Annotated in this window: 23 protein-coding genes and 2 tRNA genes; 10 read left to right on the top strand and 15 right to left on the bottom strand. The window is 59.3% G+C overall.

Going from position 1 to position 16,423, the window contains the following annotated elements; translation table 11 throughout:
• The first annotated feature begins 19 nt into the window (after window positions 1-19).
• Entirely contained in the window at window positions 20-1,231 is a 1,212-nt protein-coding gene (locus tag AC1DV9_RS27620; protein WP_477950972.1) for a TIGR03862 family flavoprotein, read from the top strand.
• Between the two features lie 13 nt (window positions 1,232-1,244).
• On the opposite strand, the gene AC1DV9_RS27615 is transcribed toward AC1DV9_RS27620, so the two are convergent.
• From AC1DV9_RS27615 to AC1DV9_RS27565, 11 genes are all read right to left on the bottom strand, one after another.
• Window positions 1,245-1,601, bottom strand: a complete 357-nt coding sequence (locus AC1DV9_RS27615) for a VanZ family protein (protein ID WP_310293019.1) — start codon at window positions 1,599-1,601, stop codon at window positions 1,245-1,247.
• A 125-nt stretch (window positions 1,602-1,726) separates the two neighbouring features.
• Window positions 1,727-1,802: transfer RNA gene (locus tag AC1DV9_RS27610), tRNA-Phe, on the bottom strand.
• Window positions 1,803-1,984: 182 nt separating this feature from the next.
• Window positions 1,985-2,197 carry a DNA gyrase inhibitor YacG gene (gene yacG, locus AC1DV9_RS27605; RefSeq protein WP_477950970.1) on the bottom strand — a complete coding sequence of 71 codons (213 nt, stop codon included), beginning with the start codon at window positions 2,195-2,197 and terminating at the stop codon, window positions 1,985-1,987.
• Window positions 2,198-2,212: 15 nt separating this feature from the next.
• A complete protein-coding gene (locus AC1DV9_RS27600) occupies window positions 2,213-2,833 on the bottom strand; it encodes a Maf-like protein (protein ID WP_112387553.1) in 621 nt (206 codons plus the stop codon).
• A 45-nt stretch (window positions 2,834-2,878) separates the two neighbouring features.
• Entirely contained in the window at window positions 2,879-3,097 is a 219-nt protein-coding gene (infA, locus tag AC1DV9_RS27595; RefSeq protein ID WP_003545338.1) for a translation initiation factor IF-1, read from the bottom strand.
• 120 nt (window positions 3,098-3,217) lie between these two features.
• The gene (locus tag AC1DV9_RS27590; protein WP_477950968.1) at window positions 3,218-3,703 is read right to left on the bottom strand and encodes an arsenate-mycothiol transferase ArsC; all 486 of its coding nucleotides are present in this window, start codon (window positions 3,701-3,703) and stop codon (window positions 3,218-3,220) included.
• Entirely contained in the window at window positions 3,700-4,173 is a 474-nt protein-coding gene (locus AC1DV9_RS27585; RefSeq protein ID WP_112387551.1) for a UPF0262 family protein, read from the bottom strand. Before AC1DV9_RS27585 ends, AC1DV9_RS27590 begins: the two co-directional genes overlap by 4 nt.
• A gap of 3 nt (window positions 4,174-4,176) precedes the next feature.
• A complete protein-coding gene (hisD, locus tag AC1DV9_RS27580; RefSeq protein ID WP_477950966.1) occupies window positions 4,177-5,475 on the bottom strand; it encodes a histidinol dehydrogenase in 1,299 nt (432 codons plus the stop codon).
• A gap of 53 nt (window positions 5,476-5,528) precedes the next feature.
• The gene (locus AC1DV9_RS27575; protein ID WP_477950964.1) at window positions 5,529-5,966 is read right to left on the bottom strand and encodes a DUF2948 family protein; all 438 of its coding nucleotides are present in this window, start codon (window positions 5,964-5,966) and stop codon (window positions 5,529-5,531) included.
• A 143-nt stretch (window positions 5,967-6,109) separates the two neighbouring features.
• Window positions 6,110-7,402 (bottom strand): UDP-N-acetylglucosamine 1-carboxyvinyltransferase, encoded by a 1,293-nt coding sequence (gene murA / locus AC1DV9_RS27570; protein ID WP_112387548.1) that lies wholly within the window; start codon window positions 7,400-7,402, stop codon window positions 6,110-6,112.
• Between the two features lie 106 nt (window positions 7,403-7,508).
• Window positions 7,509-7,703 (bottom strand): hypothetical protein, encoded by a 195-nt coding sequence (locus tag AC1DV9_RS27565; protein WP_477950962.1) that lies wholly within the window; start codon window positions 7,701-7,703, stop codon window positions 7,509-7,511.
• A 154-nt stretch (window positions 7,704-7,857) separates the two neighbouring features.
• Here AC1DV9_RS27565 and AC1DV9_RS27560 point away from each other — a divergent pair.
• The 8 genes from AC1DV9_RS27560 (at window position 7,858) to AC1DV9_RS27525 (ending at window position 13,977) form a co-directional block, all read left to right on the top strand.
• Window positions 7,858-7,932, top strand: a tRNA-Thr gene (locus AC1DV9_RS27560).
• Between the two features lie 289 nt (window positions 7,933-8,221).
• Window positions 8,222-8,623, top strand: a complete 402-nt coding sequence (locus AC1DV9_RS27555; RefSeq protein ID WP_477950960.1) for a hypothetical protein — start codon at window positions 8,222-8,224, stop codon at window positions 8,621-8,623.
• A 678-nt stretch (window positions 8,624-9,301) separates the two neighbouring features.
• Entirely contained in the window at window positions 9,302-9,712 is a 411-nt protein-coding gene (locus tag AC1DV9_RS27550) for a hypothetical protein (RefSeq protein ID WP_477950959.1), read from the top strand.
• A gap of 47 nt (window positions 9,713-9,759) precedes the next feature.
• The gene (locus tag AC1DV9_RS27545; RefSeq protein WP_477950957.1) at window positions 9,760-10,191 is read left to right on the top strand and encodes a hypothetical protein; all 432 of its coding nucleotides are present in this window, start codon (window positions 9,760-9,762) and stop codon (window positions 10,189-10,191) included.
• Window positions 10,188-10,718, top strand: a complete 531-nt coding sequence (locus AC1DV9_RS27540; protein WP_477950955.1) for a hypothetical protein — start codon at window positions 10,188-10,190, stop codon at window positions 10,716-10,718. The genes AC1DV9_RS27545 and AC1DV9_RS27540 overlap by 4 nt, the downstream gene beginning before the upstream one ends.
• A 373-nt stretch (window positions 10,719-11,091) precedes the next feature.
• Window positions 11,092-11,736: a hypothetical protein gene (locus AC1DV9_RS27535; protein ID WP_477950953.1), complete on the top strand. Its 645-nt coding sequence runs from the start codon at window positions 11,092-11,094 to the stop codon at window positions 11,734-11,736.
• Window positions 11,721-12,080: a hypothetical protein gene (locus AC1DV9_RS27530; protein WP_477950952.1), complete on the top strand. Its 360-nt coding sequence runs from the start codon at window positions 11,721-11,723 to the stop codon at window positions 12,078-12,080. Before AC1DV9_RS27535 ends, AC1DV9_RS27530 begins: the two co-directional genes overlap by 16 nt.
• 175 nt (window positions 12,081-12,255) lie before the next feature.
• A complete protein-coding gene (locus AC1DV9_RS27525; protein WP_477950950.1) occupies window positions 12,256-13,977 on the top strand; it encodes a phage tail tape measure protein in 1,722 nt (573 codons plus the stop codon).
• Window positions 13,978-13,985: 8 nt separating this feature from the next.
• Here AC1DV9_RS27525 and AC1DV9_RS27520 read toward each other — a convergent pair whose 3' ends face one another.
• From AC1DV9_RS27520 to AC1DV9_RS27505, 4 genes are all read right to left on the bottom strand, one after another.
• The gene (locus AC1DV9_RS27520) at window positions 13,986-14,291 is read right to left on the bottom strand and encodes a hypothetical protein (protein WP_477950948.1); all 306 of its coding nucleotides are present in this window, start codon (window positions 14,289-14,291) and stop codon (window positions 13,986-13,988) included.
• Window positions 14,292-14,298: 7 nt separating this feature from the next.
• Window positions 14,299-14,904 carry a hypothetical protein gene (locus AC1DV9_RS27515; RefSeq protein WP_477950946.1) on the bottom strand — a complete coding sequence of 202 codons (606 nt, stop codon included), beginning with the start codon at window positions 14,902-14,904 and terminating at the stop codon, window positions 14,299-14,301.
• Window positions 14,905-15,082: 178 nt separating this feature from the next.
• Window positions 15,083-15,901: a DUF4145 domain-containing protein gene (locus AC1DV9_RS27510; RefSeq protein ID WP_477950944.1), complete on the bottom strand. Its 819-nt coding sequence runs from the start codon at window positions 15,899-15,901 to the stop codon at window positions 15,083-15,085.
• A gap of 59 nt (window positions 15,902-15,960) precedes the next feature.
• Window positions 15,961-16,152 (bottom strand): hypothetical protein, encoded by a 192-nt coding sequence (locus tag AC1DV9_RS27505; protein WP_477950942.1) that lies wholly within the window; start codon window positions 16,150-16,152, stop codon window positions 15,961-15,963.
• On the opposite strand from AC1DV9_RS27505, the gene AC1DV9_RS27500 reads away from it, so the two are divergent.
• Window positions 16,151-16,423 (top strand): hypothetical protein (locus tag AC1DV9_RS27500; RefSeq protein ID WP_477950940.1); only part of this gene is annotated, 273 nt, incomplete at its 3' end. The two genes, AC1DV9_RS27505 and AC1DV9_RS27500, sit on opposite strands and share 2 nt — an antisense overlap.

Raw genomic sequence — 16,423 nt, 5'->3', positions numbered from 1 at the left:
ATGCTGTATCAGGCAGCCCATGAAGAAAAAACAGATCGCGATCATCGGCGGCGGCCCGGCGGGCCTGATGGCGGCGGAAACGCTGGCGGGATCCGGCCACGCGATCACCGTCTACGACGCCATGCCGACGGTGGCGCGGAAGTTTCTGCTGGCAGGGAAATCCGGGCTGAACATAACGCACTCCGAGGATTACGAGCGGTTCGCCACCCGCTTCGGCGGCGCTTCCGATCGCCTCCGCCCGGCGCTTGACGCGCTGACGCCCGACGATATCCGCCGCTGGGCGGGCGAACTCGGCACCGAGACATTCGTGGGGTCATCGGGGCGCGTCTTCCCGACGGTCATGAAGGCCTCGCCGCTGCTTCGCGCCTGGCTCGCCCGTCTGGAGACGCAAGGCGTGGTGATCGCAAAACGCCACCGCTGGATCGGCTTTACTGACGGTGGCTTGGTGCTTGAAACCCAGGAAGGCCGGAAGGTCATCCACCCGGACGCGGCATTGCTGGCACTCGGCGGCGCAAGCTGGCCGAAGCTCGGCTCCGATGCTGCATGGGTGCCATGGCTGCATGAGCGAGGCGTCGATATCGCGCCTTTCCGCCCGGCCAATTGCGGCTTCGATGTCAACTGGAGCGGAGTGTTTCGCGAGCGCTTTGCCGGGGCGCCGTTGAAGGCGGTGACAGCCACCTCGGCGGCCGGGACATTTCCCGGTGAATTCGTGATTTCGGAGCATGGGATCGAGGGCAGCCTTGTCTATGCTCATGCAGCCGCCCTTCGCGACGATCTGGAGCGCGATGGCACCGTCTCGCTGCTTGTCGATCTCGCGCCAGGGCGATCCGTCGAGCGGCTGGCGGCCGACCTTGCCAGACAGGATCGGAAAGCAAGCCTCTCCAACCGGCTGCGCAAGGGCGCCGGTCTCGACCCCGCCAAGGCTGGGCTGCTCCGGGAGCTTGCGGGCGACGACGTGCTGAAGGACCCTCAGCACCTTGCTGCGAGGATCAAGGCGCTGGCGATCCCGCTCACCGCAACCCGGCCGATTGCCGAAGCCATATCCTCGGCCGGAGGCATAGCGCTGGACGCGATCGATGACGGTTATATGCTGAAGGCCATGCCCGGTATCTTCGCCGCCGGCGAAATGCTGGATTGGGAAGCGCCAACCGGCGGCTATCTGCTGACGGCATGCATGGCAACAGGCAAGGCGGCAGCGCAGGGCATGCTTGCGTGGCTGGACCGCGACTGAACACGGCCCGCGCTTATCCCGCCTTGTGCCGGATACCCCTAATGCGGTTGACGACCTCCGCCAGGAAGACGCCAAATAGCGCGCCCATGCTCTTCGTCGCCGCATCCTCGAAATGCGCATGACGCGTCGGAGACAGGAACTGCAGCGTCTCCAGCGCGAAGGCACCGATGACCAGCAGCACCGCACACAGAACGACCCGCCGCGGATAACCGGTGACGAACAATATGCCCATCACCATGAACGCCATGGCGCGATCGACATCGACGTCGATGATATCGTGCGGCCGGTACTCGATCGGGCATACGGTTACAAAGATAACGGCGGCCAGCGACAGCCAGGCGGCCACTCTCACGAGAAGCATCTTGTTCATGGGCGAAGGGTAGGCCGATGGCGGGCAGGCGCAATTCAGCCAAAAGTACAAAATGGGCTAATCCGCGACATGCAACTGCCACGAAACTCGAGGCGACTGATCGAGCTTTTCTTAAGGAGAAAGAGTGGTGCCCAGACGCGGATTTGAACCACGGACACGCGGATTTTCAATCCGCTGCTCTACCAACTGAGCTATCTGGGCATTCCTGCTTCGGCCTGCATTCTTTCAAAGAAAGAACCGGAGGGTTTGGTGTGCCCCGGAAGCGAGCGGGGTTATAGCATCTTGTCGGGACATGGCAAGCGTCAAATGACAGTTTTTTGAGGCTTGTGGAATTTTTCCAAATTCCCGAGTGAATTGAAGGACTTCGCCTGTGGTTTTAAAGGCTATTCCTCGTCGTCATACTCGGCTTTCTTCTCATCTTCGGCAACGGGGATGGCGTAAGCGCCTGTCAGCCAGCGTGAGAGATCGACCTCGCGGCAACGGTTCGAGCAGAACGGATAATGTTCGCGATGCGATGGCTTGCCGCATTCCGGGCAGGGCCGCGTCTTGCGAAGCGGCTCGACCTTGGCGGTGGTTCTATTCTCGTCTTCGGACATGACGATGCCCCCGGCTTAGCCCTCAGGCCACCGGCTGTGCACATCGAAGCCTTCGCCGGTCAGCAGGAGGATAGTTTCATAAAGCGGCAGGCCCACCACATTGGTGTAGGAGCCGACCATTTTCTGGACGAAGCTGCCGGCAAGACCCTGGATGCCATAGGCACCCGCCTTGCCGCGCCACTGGCCCGAGGCCAGATAGCTTTCGATCTCGAAGCCGGAGAGGCGCTTGAAGCGCACCTTGGTTTCGACGATCTTCTGGCGGACCTTGCGATCGGGCGTTACCAGGCAGACACCGGTATAAACCCAGTGGCTGCGGCCGGAGAGCAGATTGAGCGAGGCGGAAGCCTCATCCGCAAACTCGGCCTTCCCCAGAATGCGGCGGCCGACGGCGACGACCGTATCGGCCGCGAGGATATAGCTGCCCTTCCAGGCCAGATCGCCTTTGATCGCCGACAGCGCCGCCTCGGCCTTCTCGGTCGAGAGCCTGCGGGCCAGCGAGCGCGGATGCTCCGATTTCTTCGGCGCCTCGTCGATATCCATCGGCATCAGGCGCGACGGTTCGATGCCTGCCTGATTGAGCAGGTCGACACGTCGCGGAGAACCGGAAGCCAGGATGAGCTTGTATGTGAGCGCCATGGAACCTCGACCGGAAAGGAAGCCTCGAGGGCTTGCGGCCCAAGCTTACTTGAAACGGTAGGTGATACGGCCCTTGGTGAGGTCGTAGGGGGTCATTTCCACAAGAACCTTGTCGCCCGCCAGAACGCGGATGCGGTTCTTGCGCATGCGGCCGGCTGTGTGGGCGATGATTTCGTGCTCGTTTTCAAGCTTCACGCGAAAGGTCGCGTTCGGCAGAAGTTCGGTCACGATACCCGGAAATTCAAGGACTTCTTCTTTAGGCATATAAGGCTTTTCTTCCTGTCGGTTGAGATGGCGGACTTGCGCCACCTTAAAATTTGGGCGGAAACTACACAATCAACGGTCATTTGTGAACCTTGTTGATCGGGCTTTCTTCCTTTTGTTTTAGGCCGATTGCGCGGCAATGCCGTTTCGTCTGAGTAGCCGGCTCTCGATGAGCGCCGCAATGTGATCCCGCACCTCTCTGTAGGCATCGAGAATCTGGTCGCGGCTGCCGGTTTCGCCGGTCGGATCCATGGTCGGCCAATACACCACTTCAACGGCGTTGGCACGCGTCAGTTCCAGCGCTGCGTGATGGGCCTGCGGCGACAGCGTGATGATCAGATCGAAATAGTCGTCCTCGAGCTCCTCAAGCGTCTTCGGCAGGTGGCGGCCAAGCGAAAGGCCGATCTCTTCAAGCACAACATCGACAAAGGGATCGCGCTCGCCGGCGCGAACGCCTGCCGAGCGTATATAGGTGTTGGCAGGCAGCATGCTCCGGGCGATTGCCTCGGCCATCGGCGAGCGGATGGCGTTCATGCCGCACATGAAGAGGATCGCGCCCGGCACCTTGCCTTCTGCGGTGGGCGGCGCGGGCTCCATCCCGGTCATCCGCGCCAGTAGAGCACGCAGACCAGCGTGAAGATGCGCCGGGCCGTGTCGAAATCGACGTCGATCTTGCCCTTCAACCTGTCCTTCAGCGTCTGCGAGCCCTCGTTGTGGATGCCGCGGCGGCCCATGTCGATCGCTTCGATGCGGCTTGGCGAGGCCGAGCGGATCGCTTCGTAATAGCTTTCGCAGATCATGAAATAGTCTTTCACGATGCGGCGGAACGGCGTCAGCGACAGGATGTGGGTGGCAACATCGCCACCCTCCTCCGTCCTGATGACGAAGACCAGCTTGCTGTCGACGAGCGAGATGTTGAGCTTGTAGGGGCCGCCTGGATGACCGGCGGGCTCGAAGGTATTTTCCTCGATCAGATCGAAGATGGCGACGGCGCGTTCATGCTCGACATCGGGCGTCGAACGGCCGATCGTGTCGTCAAGGACGACATCAGAAAGCCGGAAGTCGCCCTTCGCCATGCCTCACCTTTCGAGATTGAGGCGGATCGCGACCGATCGCGCATGAGCGTCCAAGCCTTCGGACACAGCCAGAGCGATCGCCGCCGGGCCAAGCTCGCGCAGCTGCTGCGGGCCGAGCCGCAGGATCGAGGTGCGCTTGACGAAATCGAGCACTCCAAGGCCGGACGAGAAGCGCGCCGAACGCGCCGTCGGCAGTACGTGGTTGGAGCCGCCGACATAATCGCCGATCACTTCAGGCGTATGCGCGCCCATGAAGATCGCGCCGGCATTGCGAATGCCCGGGAGAACCGCATCCGGATCGACGACCGCAAGCTCCAGATGCTCCGGCGCGATGCGGTTTGCGAGCGGGATGGCGTCCTTCAGATCCTTGACGAGGATGATGGCACCGAAATCGCGCCAGCTGGCGGCAGCGGTCTCGGCGCGGTTCAGCGTCGTCAACTGGCGCTCGACGGCGGCCTCGACGGCCTTGGCTAATTCGGCATCATCGGTGGCGAGGATTGCCTGCGAGCTCGCGTCATGTTCGGCCTGCGCCAGAAGATCGGCAGCGATCCAGTCCGGATTGTTGTCCTTGTCGGCAATAACAAGCACTTCCGAGGGTCCGGCGATCATATCGATACCAACAGTACCGAACACATGGCGCTTGGCGGCGGCGACATAGGCATTGCCGGGGCCGGTGATCTTGGCAACGGGTGCGATGGTCTCCGTGCCATAGGCAAGTGCGGCGATCGCCTGTGCGCCGCCGACACGGTAGATTTCGGAGACGCCTGCGAGCTTCGCAGCTGCCAGTACCGCCGGATTGACGACGCCGCCGGTTGCCGGAACGGCGATGACGATGCGATCGACGCCCGCGACCTTGGCCGGAACGGCATTCATCAGCACCGAACTGGGGTAGCTCGCCGTACCGCCGGGAACATAGAGGCCGACGGCTTCGATCGCCGTCCAGCGCGAACCGAGGCCGACGCCCATGGCGTCTTCGTAGATATCGTCTTTCGGCAGCTGGCGGGCGTGATGGGATTCGATGCGGACGGCGGCGACCTTCAGGGCGCCGAGCACTTCGGCAGGGACCGCCTCGACTGCAGCGTCAATCTCGGCTTCGCTGACGCGCATCGGCACCTTGGCATAATCGATGCCGTCGAATTTCTTCGAATATTCGGCAAGGGCCACATCGCCACGGGCGCGCACGTCATCGATGATGGCGCGCACCGCGATGTTGACGTCTTCGGAGACCTCGCGCTTGGTGGTCAGAAAAGCGGCGAAACGCTGCTCGAAACCATCCGATGCCTGATCCAGCCAGATTGCCACGCTCAATTTCCTTCCAAACCAACGCTAAACATCAAACCGCGCAGAGACGATCGTCAAGCGCCCGGATGGCGCGGCTTGGAGGCGGTTTCCCATGCTCCGCCGATATCTGCAAGCTGAACTTCGATGCATTCGACATCGAGAACGATCTCGGCCGCACCCGACAGCGTGATTTCGATCGTGCCCTCGGGCCCCTCGCCCTTTGGCTCGAAGACGACTGAGAGCAGCGACAACACTTCGTCGCGGCGCTTGCGGTCGATGCCGGTGGAGCGGACGGCGAGAACGCGCTTGAAAACGAGGGCTGAACGGCGGCGCTCGAAACCCTTGCGCTTGCCGTTTGCCTCTTCCCAGACGAAGCGGTTAGCGGCGAAGGCAAACTGGCCGTCCTTGGGGGACCAGGCGATGTCGCCGATCTTGAAAACGGCGTCCTGCAGATGCGCGGAGACCACAGCAAGGTCTTCACTGTCGAGTGCAAGAAGCTTCAGATCGGTCATGCAGACTGTACCCCCGGTCGATGATACCGCACCGCCGGTATGGCGATGCGTTAGACAAGGGAAATAGGACGCCTGAGGGCAATGCGCAACAGCTATGCGGCAATGCCCGCAGGGGAAAGCAAAGGGCGGAAACCGCCCTTCCCTTATTCGCTGACGCGTTCGACGATGGCGCCGCAGCGGGTGAGCTTTTCTTCCAGGCGCTCGAAGCCGCGATCGAGGTGATAGACGCGCGACACCATGGTCTCACCTTCAGCGGCAAGACCGGCGATGACGAGTGAGACGGAAGCGCGCAGATCTGTCGCCATGACGGGCGCACCCTTCAGCCGCTGAACGCCTTCGATCTTTGCCGTCTGGCCCGACAGAGAGATCTTGGCGCCGAGGCGGGCCAGCTCCTGCACGTGCATGAAGCGGTTTTCGAAGATGGTTTCGGTGACATGCGAGACGCCGGACGAACGGGTCATCAGCGCCATGAACTGCGCCTGCAGGTCGGTCGGGAAGCCCGGGAAGGGATCGGTGACGACATCGACGGGCTTGATGCCGGCGCCATTGCGCTTGATGCGCACGCCGCTGTTGGTCGCCGACACATCGGCACCGGCGCGGCGCAGCGTTTCGAATGCGGTTTCGAGCAGTGCCATGTCGGTGTTTTCGAGAACGACGTCGCCGCCTGTCATGGCAACGGCCATGGCATAGGTGCCGGTTTCGATACGGTCCGGCAGGACGCGGTGGCGGGCGCCGGAGAGCGACTGCACGCCTTCGATGGTGATGGTCGGCGTGCCGGCACCGGTGATCTTGGCGCCCATGGCGATCAGGCAGTTGGCGAGATCGACGACTTCAGGCTCGCGGGCGGCATTGCCGATCACCGTCGTGCCGCGGGCAAGCGTTGCCGCCATCATCATCACGTGGGTGGCGCCGACAGAGACCTTCGGGAAAGTGTACTTGGCGCCGATAAGGCCGCCCTTCGGCGCCGTAGCGTTGATATAGCCGCTGTCGATTTCCAGGTTGGCGCCGAGCGCCGTCAGGCCTTCGAGGAAGAGATCGACAGGACGCGTGCCGATGGCGCAACCGCCCGGCAGAGAAACGCGGCACTGCCCCTCGCGCGCCAGCAGCGGACCGATGACCCAGAAGGAGGCGCGCATCTTCGAGACCAGCTCGTAAGGGGCGGTCGTATCGACGATGGTGCGGCAGGTGAAGTGGATGGTGCGCGAATAGGCGTCGTCCTGGCGCTCGCGGCGGCCGTTGACGGCAACGTCGACGCCGTGATTGCCGAGAATGCGCATGAGCAACTCGACATCGGCCAGATGCGGCACGTTTTCGAGCGTCAGCGTGTCGCTGGTCAGCAGAGACGCGATCATCAGCGGCAGTGCGGCATTCTTGGCGCCGGAAATCGGGATGATGCCGTTAAGCTCATTCCCGCCGACAATTCTGATACGATCCATGGGGGCTTACGGGCTGCGCCCGCCTTTCCTGAAAGTTCTGCCTTTAAAAGGGATGGGGGTCTTTAGACGAATTCCCCCGACGCTTCAATTCGCCGCGGAGCCAACATTACGATTCGTCCATTTTTGCGGCAGGCAGGCCAATCGTCTCATCGGCCTGCCCGGAACGGCGCGCCCGGACCTGCTGCTTGCGCTTCGACAGATTTTCCCGGAGTTTTTCCGCAGCCCGCTCGCGCCTCAGCCGCGCCTGCTCCTCGATTGCCGTCTTGCGGCTGTTTACAGGCTTTTCGCTATTGTCTTCCATGCATTCTGCTTAGCGGATTCCCGCTCCCGCCAAAAGGCCTTCCTCGTTAATCCACGCGAAGTTCGAAATTGCGGCTTGCGCTTGTCCGGAACCTGTGGCAATAGGCGCCCCGTCCACGCAACACAGCCTGATGGCTCGAAGCGTTCCTGGTCCTGCTGCCGTAGCTCAGTGGTAGAGCACACCCTTGGTAAGGGTGAGGTCGGTGGTTCAATCCCACTCGGCAGCACCAGTCAACCCCTTGCAAAACAAGGGGTTTCACATCCACTCCCTCCCTTTCTCCCGGAAACTAAAAGCAGAACAAAGCACGATTTCCCAGAGCAATCCGGGGGAAATCCGGGGGCGACGTTCTGCAACTGTTCGCCGCTTACCCTGTCCGCAGCACACTGGCTTGCAGATCTCAAAGCAGTTCCTGAAGATCCGATAGCGGCCTTGAGGCAAAAATTCGCCATCGGCGCAAGTGAGGCAGGCGAAGCTGTGATATTGGCCCGGCGCTTCCGCATTTGCCGGAGAGCCTTTGGATGAGGCAGCCCAGAAAAATATCTGGCGATGAGCTTATCGCTTGGGTTCAGCATGGATTGGCCCTGATGAAGGCTGCGGGCATCAGCATCCCCGACGAGTTGATTTTGCGTGAGCGCCCCCCCAAAGCAGAGCGGCCACTCACGGCCGAGCAGAAGCGCACACGAGACCACGTCGAAAAGTTTGTCGGCAGTGTTCTGGTCAGTTCGCCAGGCGCGGTGCCTGTTCAGGCTCAACGAATCTATGAAGCATACCGATGTTTCGCTGTTAGCGAGCAAACGTTGCCGGTCTCTCAAACCGCTTTCGGACGAGCGCTATCAAGGCACATTCGCAAAGAAAAATTGGGCGATCGAATTTATTATTTCGACGTCGCACTTCCTGATAGACAGGGGTTGCTTCTGTGATCCCCGTACCCCACCCACATCATGCGGCTTATTCCGCGACTGTTACCCCGTACCCCACCCGCAACCGCAGGCGATGCTTGGATAGTTGGAGGGTTTCGGATGGTGGCTTGGAGGGTCTGGAGTGGCGAAACGCCAGCTTTTTCAACGACATGGATAGATCGGATAGTTTTTCCGCGCGTATACATCATAAATTTCTGCGGAAGCTGCGATTTAAACAAAATCACTACTTAGCGCGTAAAAAACCATCCAAACTATACAACTCTCTGTTTTCTATAGAGAAAACACTCCAACTAACACTCCAACAACTATCCAAACTATCCAATCCAATAAGAAGGCAATTTGTTTTCTTTGAAGGGAATGAGAATAGGCTGCTGTTATCAATCTGGTCGTTTGACAAGGGAGCGACGTGGCGCAGCTTAAGGGTATGGCGCGACTGCGCTAGTCGCGATGCCTCCCCCCGGGTCAAGGGACCGTATGAGGTTTCCGACCGACTGCGGGCCGGGGCGACCCCGAAAACCTGCCAGACTTTTTACCTGAAATATTGGGTTGTCGGGGTTGTCGCGGTTGTCGGTGGGGGTTGTCATGGTTGACGCAACGCACCCCGTAGGCCGGAACGGATCATCCCGCCTGGTGCGAGATCTCCGCGACATCCATCAGCGGCTTCGCTGGAACCACGTCTTGACACGCGATCAGTACAAGCTGCTGGAAGGAGCACTCCGCGACATGCTCCTGGCGATTGACGAGGGCGACGTGGTTTCCCTGGACAGGTCAATCGGCCTGAAAGCGTGGGGCGGGGTTTCAGCCATTCGCCATGACGCACTTGCTCGTCGGGATGAGCAAATCCGGCAGCTTTGGCATGGCCAGGAAGATTGGCGGGATCTACCTGCACCTGCAGCTTCTAGACTGATGGCCGTCGATGCGGCGCGGTACCAAAGCAACCGATGGCCACGCGAGTGTAGCCGCGATGTCGCGCCGAACGTCGAACCCGCTGCGACTTGGTGGAAAATCCTGATAAGCGGCCAGAAAATCCCTCGCAGCGCGAAGCAGTTTCAAAGGATTTTGGGCATGGACATTCAAGATGGTGTTTGAATGTCCAGCATCTCCGGTGATGGTTTGTGAAACAGGAGAACGATCCCATGATCGAAGCAACACCCACGCTCGACCTTAGCCGGTTGCGCGTACTGGAAAATCTCAAGGTAACAGCGCTTGGTGCCTCACGGGCGGCGGCAAAGCGCATCGAAGAGCTGGAAAAGCGTCTTGTCGTGAAACAGGGCCAGTTGACCCATGCACAACATGGCCTTGAGGAAGCTTCTCGACGAGGATCCTCGGTCGTCACTGAGGGTGGTGCCGTCACACGTTGGAAGAGCGACGGGGGCGGGGCAATGGGGCAGTGGAAGAGCCAGATTTCCGCTTTCGAAGCCGAATGCAATAGCATCGAGATCGACATCAAGGAAGCGGAAGTAAGCCGGCGTGAGGCATTCGAGCAGTTCAACGAATCGTCTCACCTTCATGACGCATGCAAAGCCTTCGCGAGCGAGTATCTGCGCGACGAGGGAGACGATCGATGAGCGAAGCTAGCAAAATTATGGGCGATGCTATCGCAGCAACTCGGTCTGCCAGCAAGCAACTGGGCGACGGCATCACTAGTATCCGTGGACATATCGGCAAGTTGAAGCAGCAGAAATCCGAGATTGCTTTAAAGCCGGTCACGATTGAGGCTGCGCTCGCGAGAGCGGAGGGCTGGGTGCATTATATTACGCGTGGATCGGTCGAGCTTTCTCCCTCGGCCAAGCACTTCTCACGGCCAGATTATCAGCTCCCCATCATGAATGCAGAATCTCTCCTCATTGCGCAGATGGCCGCCAGAATGTCGGATACGCTCAAGGCGGATATCGAGAAGCTCTACGCGGAGCGCCCTGGGATTACCGAGGAAGAGCGCGTAATGCGTGTTCGGGAGATCGAGCGAAAGCTCCTCGATGCCGAGTTGACAGAAGAAAGCATGATCCGAGCAGCAGAGGCCGGCGGCTTCCCTGTTCTTCGCCGGGGCAACGCGGATCCTCGCGCGGTTCTCGCTCACGACAAGGCTCTTCCGTAGATCAATTTCCCGCTGCTCTAGCTGGATAGAGCATTGACTGAATTTGGGCGGTTCCGTGCGAAACGTGGCACGCTCCGGAGGCCGATGAACCTAGGCCGATAGCGACAGCGGACCTCCCTAACCGCCCAATACTAAAGGGCCAAGGTTCGCAAGGGTTCACCTACATGTTTCCGGCCAGCTCCGAGTTGGACCGTCTGCTGCTTCGATGACCACCATCGAAGGCGAGGGGCACCCTTGGGACACCCCCCGGGTCAAGGGACCGTACAGACGATCTGATGACCTGCGGGCCGGGGCGACCCCGAAATCCCTCCAGTCTGAGAGTAAAACTGAAGCCTAAATCTTCTAAAACTCGCTAAAGGATTAAAGCTCGACCGTGAGTGACATCGAATTCAACGTCATGTGGACGGCGGTACAGATCGCAGCGCGCGACGGTGTGTCGAAGCAAGCCGTATCGAAAACCGTGAGGAAGCTCCTCGAAGATCGACCCGACACGCCTGTGCAGCGCGGCGATCGCGGCCAGGTGCTCAGCATCTCGCTTGCCCATTACGACGAGTACCGCCAGCGCTTTGTAAATCCCGCCAAGGCGGCGGCGCCGATAAGGCACAACGGCGGCGGCCAGAAGCTTAACAGCAGCGTTGAGCTTGGAGCTACCTTCGAGGAGGCGCGACGCCAGGCTGAGTGGCTGAAGGTCGGCCGCGAACGGATCAAGCATCAGGAAGATCTGAAGCAGCTACTGCGGAAGGACAAGGTCGAGGAAGCCAACCAAGTGATTGCGCGCGAAATCCAGAGTGTCGTTGCACGGCTGCCAAATCATGCAGACGCCATCGCCATAGCGGTGTCGCGCGAAGGTGCTCACGGCGCGCGCGTTGCACTGCGAACGATCGCATTTGACCTGGGCAACTCGATTGCAAACCGGCTCCAGGCCGTCGCTGACGAAGCGCCTGAATTCGATCCGATTATCGAGACTGAGGATGACCCCGAACTTTCACCTGAGAGGCAAACATGCAGACCATCGTAGAGCTCACCCGCGAATACTCTGCCCATGGCATCACGTTCAACAAGATCGCGCTCCGCGAGCCGACCTACAGCGAGGTGCATATGCAGGGCATCGGCCGTCCGTTCGAATATCAGCCGAGTAAGCAGGGAGTTGTTGCGGTCACCTATCCGACAGTCGTCGACGAGTATGTGCAGAAGCTCATCGTCGAGCCGGGGTATGAATGCATCACCGGCATCTGTGCTGCGGATGCGCTGCGACTGGAGCGGGCTGTGTGCAATTTTTTTACGGAGCAGACGACGTCCTCGAAACCGCCGACGTCCTCGTCTTCAGGTTCGGATTTCCAGCAGACCTTGTCCAGCGAATGACGTTTTCGGAAATCAGGCACTGGGCGAGGCGCTTCATGGTGCTTCATGAGAGGACGGCCAGCAAATGACGAGAGAGATTGAAGCGCGGCTCCGGATATCGGCGACCGACAAGACAGGCGCAGCGTTCAAGTCCGTCTCGTCGAAGATGGACCAGGTGTCGCGGCGGGCCGAAGCCATGAACAAGCGTTCTGGTGCCATCGCCAAAATCCACAGCGCGTCGCTCGCGATCGCGGGTGGTGTCGTTGCCGCCGGTTATGCGGCGCAGCGCGCCGTTGTGGACTTCGCCGCGGTCGAAAGGCAGATGACACGCATCGGGAATACGGCCGGCGCCTCCCGCGAAGAGATGACGACGGCATTCGCGCAGCTGCAGGACGAAAGCCGCAAAGTGGCAATGCCGCTCGAGGAGACAATCTCCGCGCTCGACACGCTGACCGCCAGCGGCATGAACCTCAAAGAGGCGATGGATTTCCTGCCTTCGATCCTTGCCACAGCGCAGGCTTCGGGGGCGACGACGGAGGATATCGCTAATGCTGGCCTGAAGGCGACTGCAGCTTTCAAGATCAACGCGAAGGACGCACAGCACGCATTCGACATGATGGTCGCAGGCGGCCAAGCTGGTCAATACGAGCTGAAGGACATGGCAGCCGACATTCCCCGGCTGGCGAACGCGTTCGCCACACTCGGTTATTCCGGCGAGGATGGCTTGAAGCGGCTGCTGGCAGTGCTCCAGACCATCCGGGAAGACACCGGCACCTCGGAGGAAGCAGCGACGGCCGCCGAGAACATCTTCCAGAAGATGTATTCCGAGGAGACCAGCAACAAGTTTAAGAAATTCGGGATCAATCTGCGCAAGGAGATGAAGAAGGCGACGGACAGCGGCGAGGACGCGCTTACAGCCTTCCTTCGGATCACCAAGCAGGCGCTGAACGGCGACATGACGAAGCTACCGCTGCTGTTTCAGGACACGCAGCTGCAGAACGGTATGCGGTCGCTGCTGACGAGCGCCGAGCGCCTGGCGCACTACATGGACGAGATCGGCAAGCCAAGCGTCGATGGCACGACCTATCGGAATCTCCAGACCGTCCTTGCCGACACGCAGGCCAGCATCGACAGGTTCAATGAGAGCTACAACACCCTGAAGTTCACAGTCGGCGGCACGATCGCGCCGATCATTACCCCGGTGATGGACGAGATCACAAAGAAGTTGGCTTACCAGCAGGCCGCGAAACGCGGCATGCAAAAGCGAGGGTACAGCAGCACTCGCCAACTTCTTGGGTGGACAACTGACGATGACATGATGGACCTTCAGTACGAAGGTGATCTGCGAGATCCTGATTTTCTGAAGGCGTATTGGGAATATCGCTATAGCCAGGGGAAAGCTGGCACCTCGAAGGGTGGCCCGCATGCCATGTTGCCGCCGGGTCCATCCGAGTTCCCGGGTGGTGGGCATGGATATACCCCGCGAAATCTTCCGGGGACAGGGCCGGTTCCAAGCTCTCGTCCTTCGCCGCCGACCGGCGATCAGCGATTTCTCGATATGCAGCGTCAGTACCAGCAATACGGTGAGGGCCGCGCAGCTGGCCAAACGCTGATCGGACAGTCCGGAAACATGGACGTATTCGGTGGGATCGAGCGACGAATGGAGCAAGGTGGACAGTCCGCCGGTACCGCCATCGAGCAGTCGGGTTCGAAGGCGGCCGACGAGATGGCCGAAAAGATCCGGGCCGCCGGTAATGATGCTGCGCAGACGATGGCCGGCCGAATACTTGAGGCGATTGTTTCGGGCGTTTCGAAGATCAACTCAATTGGGAATACAAGGCCGCCAGTGAATGCTGATATCGGGCGCAGCATGCCGCCGGACATCAACCGGCCGGGGAATGGCGGGATGTCGCGATAGCGCATCCGTCACCGCGGCCATCCCCCATAAAGCTGCATGCCAAGGCCTGTCGCCGCAAGGAAGATGGCGAAGTATGCCAATCGCGCGCGGCTATTCATGTCTGCTTCAGACTTCTGCTTGCGCTCGGCTTGTCGACCATCGAACTCCTGTTGCTGAGCGGCCTGTACCTCCTGTGAGGGGGCGAAGAATCCGTATCTCCACGCGAACTGCGTCCGTTCAAGCTGCTGTATCTCGTCACGGGCCAACCGCTCGCCGCGCATGGACCGCACTAGATCGATAGACAGAATCGCAAAGCCGATCGCGTCGAGGATCATGCCAAGCTCACTCCACCATCCGGCCGAAAGCATCTCGATTCCTTCTCATCCGATCAGACCACCACTGGTGAGCTGTCAAAGGCCTTTTTTCTACACCCTGCTTTCTCAGGTCAACGAAGGCAAGAAAGTCACGGCCCAAATCGGTTAGAACCAACCGATCGTCGTCAGTGCGGAAGATCAGTTGCTGCTTTTTCAAAAACTCCGACCACAGATCGAAAGTCCAGTCAGAGAACGTTTCCCTAAACCGGGGCCGGACCTCTTCCTCATAGTATTTTCTGGCGTGCTCAATCGAAACTGATCCTGCATCCCGCAAGCGGCGTAGGGCTTCCACCTGGCTGCCGAATATGATTCCCCAGATAAGCTCAAATTCCCGTTCGACCTGCGCCTCGGCAAGCGAGGAGACAAGTTTCGGCATGCGCTCGTCTTCTGGAACGTCCGCGAGCTGCGCCTCAATCTTTGAGATGAGAAGCTGTACCGTTGCGAGTGGATGCGTCGCGGGCTTAATGAGGCCCGTCGGTGGCTTTGGCTGCGCTGGCTGGTGGCTCGGAGGCTGCAGCACCGCGCCGGCCGGACCAACGGAGACAATGTCCTTTATGCGCTCACGTACCTCCATTCGAAAAATCCAGACCACAAGCAAAAGCGCGAAAGGCCAAGCGACCCCTTTGACCAGATCAAAGATAACTCTTGCCCACTCCCTCCAGCCAATCGACGCTCAGGAGAAATTTCTCGTAATCGAAGCTCATATGACGATGTCGCGCTCCAGTTTTCGGTCCAAAAGCTCCTACATTACCCTACCCCGCGACAAACCTGCCCTCGCGCTTTGCGTTGATTTTTTCGTCTCGCCTTTCGATAGCCGCTTTAGCGCCATCCGGCAGCATTTCAAAAAGGGCGTCCGCTTCTTTTGGTTCGGTTATCATCCTCTGGCAAATCCGGTTGATGCAGTTCAATAGAAACTTTGCGGTGTCTTGTTTGTCGCGGAGGTCGATTTCTCCAGGATGCACCGCGTTGTTTCCGATCACCCGAACGCCGTCGAGCATCTTCTTAATATCCGGGCTCAATCCACGCTCGACCAGCTCTCCAATCTGACCATCGAGTTTGTCCGATCGGCATTCCAAGGCGATGCAAAGCTCCTGAATTGCAAGACGAGCTAACGCCGCAGAAGCGCGGGGGGAGACTTCAGCGATCTTTGATGCCTCCGCAAAGGTGAGCTTGACGTTATCGGGGAGATCATCGTGCGCCACGATATCGCCGGCAATAGGAAAAACCATCACATCAGAAAGCCAAACAGTGATCTTGCCGCAGTGATCGCAGGTGGCAACGTCAAGGTTTGCCACATGAAAGCAATAAATATCGTAGCGATGATTATCAATGAAAACGTCGCCTGACTGATGCCGTCTAAAATACTTCTCCACCGGGTCAAACGCCGTATTTTTTTCGGCCGCCAACTCCCGCATTCGTTCGATATGCTCATCGGAGTAGCGTGTTGGGATTGTGCCCTTTTCAAGCTTCTTTTCGTACAAATTGCCCCAGTGTTGTATTGCAAGTACGCCGCAGTGCGGGCAACTAAAAGCGGTCTCACTCGTCGATGGAATAACATGCTTCAAGCTCATATCGAGCACTCCTAAGGCTACAGAAAAAGAGCGCGGACAGCATTGCCCGCGCCACGCGCTTAGTGGAGGTCGCGCTTGTTCAGTGCGATCGTTTGGCTATTTGGGAAGAGTTTGCCCCTCAAGACCTCGTTCACGCGGCCTTGGTTGACGCCATAGCTTGCGGCAATTTCGTGCTGATACTCACCCGACCATCGTCGAATCCACACCTGCACAGCATCGTCGAGAGTGAGGCGGTAACCAGAATGTTTCATGCCAGTGCTCCTTATTGAGCCCTGGTTGCTTGACAGATCAGCTACCCCGTTTATTTTCGAGGTTGTTAAGGGGATCCGCAATAGTCAACCAGGGCATTGCGATTTTCGATACGAGGCCGGGGCTGTTGGTTTCCATGCGGAACTGAGCCGGTTTTTCCACCGAGAAGTGAGCCACCTCTCAGTATGGTTTTCTGATCAGGGTTTGGTCAAGGGATTGGCCTTTTCTCCTCTCTTCTGTGCTGCTGCGGCCGAGCTGGCCTTGAAGCGAAAG

This window comes from Rhizobium sp. 01L410 (genome assembly GCF_056400165.1).
This window is presented reverse-complemented; position numbering and strand designations above follow the sequence as displayed.

Bases quoted from the DNA above. Each gene is read 5' to 3' on its own strand.
- AC1DV9_RS27545 (WP_477950957.1), top strand. From the start codon at position 9,760: ATGATCGAAGCAACACCCACGCTCGACCTTAGCCGGTTGCGCGTACTG.
- AC1DV9_RS27505 (WP_477950942.1), bottom strand. From the start codon at position 16,152: ATGAAACATTCTGGTTACCGCCTCACTCTCGACGATGCTGTGCAGGTG.
- AC1DV9_RS27585 (WP_112387551.1), bottom strand. From the start codon at position 4,173: ATGGCGAAGGGCGACTTCCGGCTTTCTGATGTCGTCCTTGACGACACG.
- AC1DV9_RS27525 (WP_477950950.1), top strand. From the start codon at position 12,256: ATGAACAAGCGTTCTGGTGCCATCGCCAAAATCCACAGCGCGTCGCTC.
- AC1DV9_RS27615 (WP_310293019.1), bottom strand. From the start codon at position 1,601: ATGAACAAGATGCTTCTCGTGAGAGTGGCCGCCTGGCTGTCGCTGGCC.
- AC1DV9_RS27510 (WP_477950944.1), bottom strand. From the start codon at position 15,901: ATGAGCTTGAAGCATGTTATTCCATCGACGAGTGAGACCGCTTTTAGT.
- murA (WP_112387548.1), bottom strand. From the start codon at position 7,402: ATGGATCGTATCAGAATTGTCGGCGGGAATGAGCTTAACGGCATCATC.
- infA (WP_003545338.1), bottom strand. From the start codon at position 3,097: ATGCCTAAAGAAGAAGTCCTTGAATTTCCGGGTATCGTGACCGAACTT.
- yacG (WP_477950970.1), bottom strand. From the start codon at position 2,197: ATGTCCGAAGACGAGAATAGAACCACCGCCAAGGTCGAGCCGCTTCGC.
- AC1DV9_RS27515 (WP_477950946.1), bottom strand. From the start codon at position 14,904: ATGGAGGTACGTGAGCGCATAAAGGACATTGTCTCCGTTGGTCCGGCC.
- AC1DV9_RS27590 (WP_477950968.1), bottom strand. From the start codon at position 3,703: ATGACCGGGATGGAGCCCGCGCCGCCCACCGCAGAAGGCAAGGTGCCG.
- AC1DV9_RS27520 (WP_477950948.1), bottom strand. From the start codon at position 14,291: ATGATCCTCGACGCGATCGGCTTTGCGATTCTGTCTATCGATCTAGTG.
- AC1DV9_RS27555 (WP_477950960.1), top strand. From the start codon at position 8,222: ATGAGGCAGCCCAGAAAAATATCTGGCGATGAGCTTATCGCTTGGGTT.
- AC1DV9_RS27620 (WP_477950972.1), top strand. From the start codon at position 20: ATGAAGAAAAAACAGATCGCGATCATCGGCGGCGGCCCGGCGGGCCTG.
- AC1DV9_RS27530 (WP_477950952.1), top strand. From the start codon at position 11,721: ATGCAGACCATCGTAGAGCTCACCCGCGAATACTCTGCCCATGGCATC.
- AC1DV9_RS27600 (WP_112387553.1), bottom strand. From the start codon at position 2,833: ATGGCGCTCACATACAAGCTCATCCTGGCTTCCGGTTCTCCGCGACGT.
- AC1DV9_RS27565 (WP_477950962.1), bottom strand. From the start codon at position 7,703: ATGGAAGACAATAGCGAAAAGCCTGTAAACAGCCGCAAGACGGCAATC.
- AC1DV9_RS27540 (WP_477950955.1), top strand. From the start codon at position 10,188: ATGAGCGAAGCTAGCAAAATTATGGGCGATGCTATCGCAGCAACTCGG.
- AC1DV9_RS27575 (WP_477950964.1), bottom strand. From the start codon at position 5,966: ATGACCGATCTGAAGCTTCTTGCACTCGACAGTGAAGACCTTGCTGTG.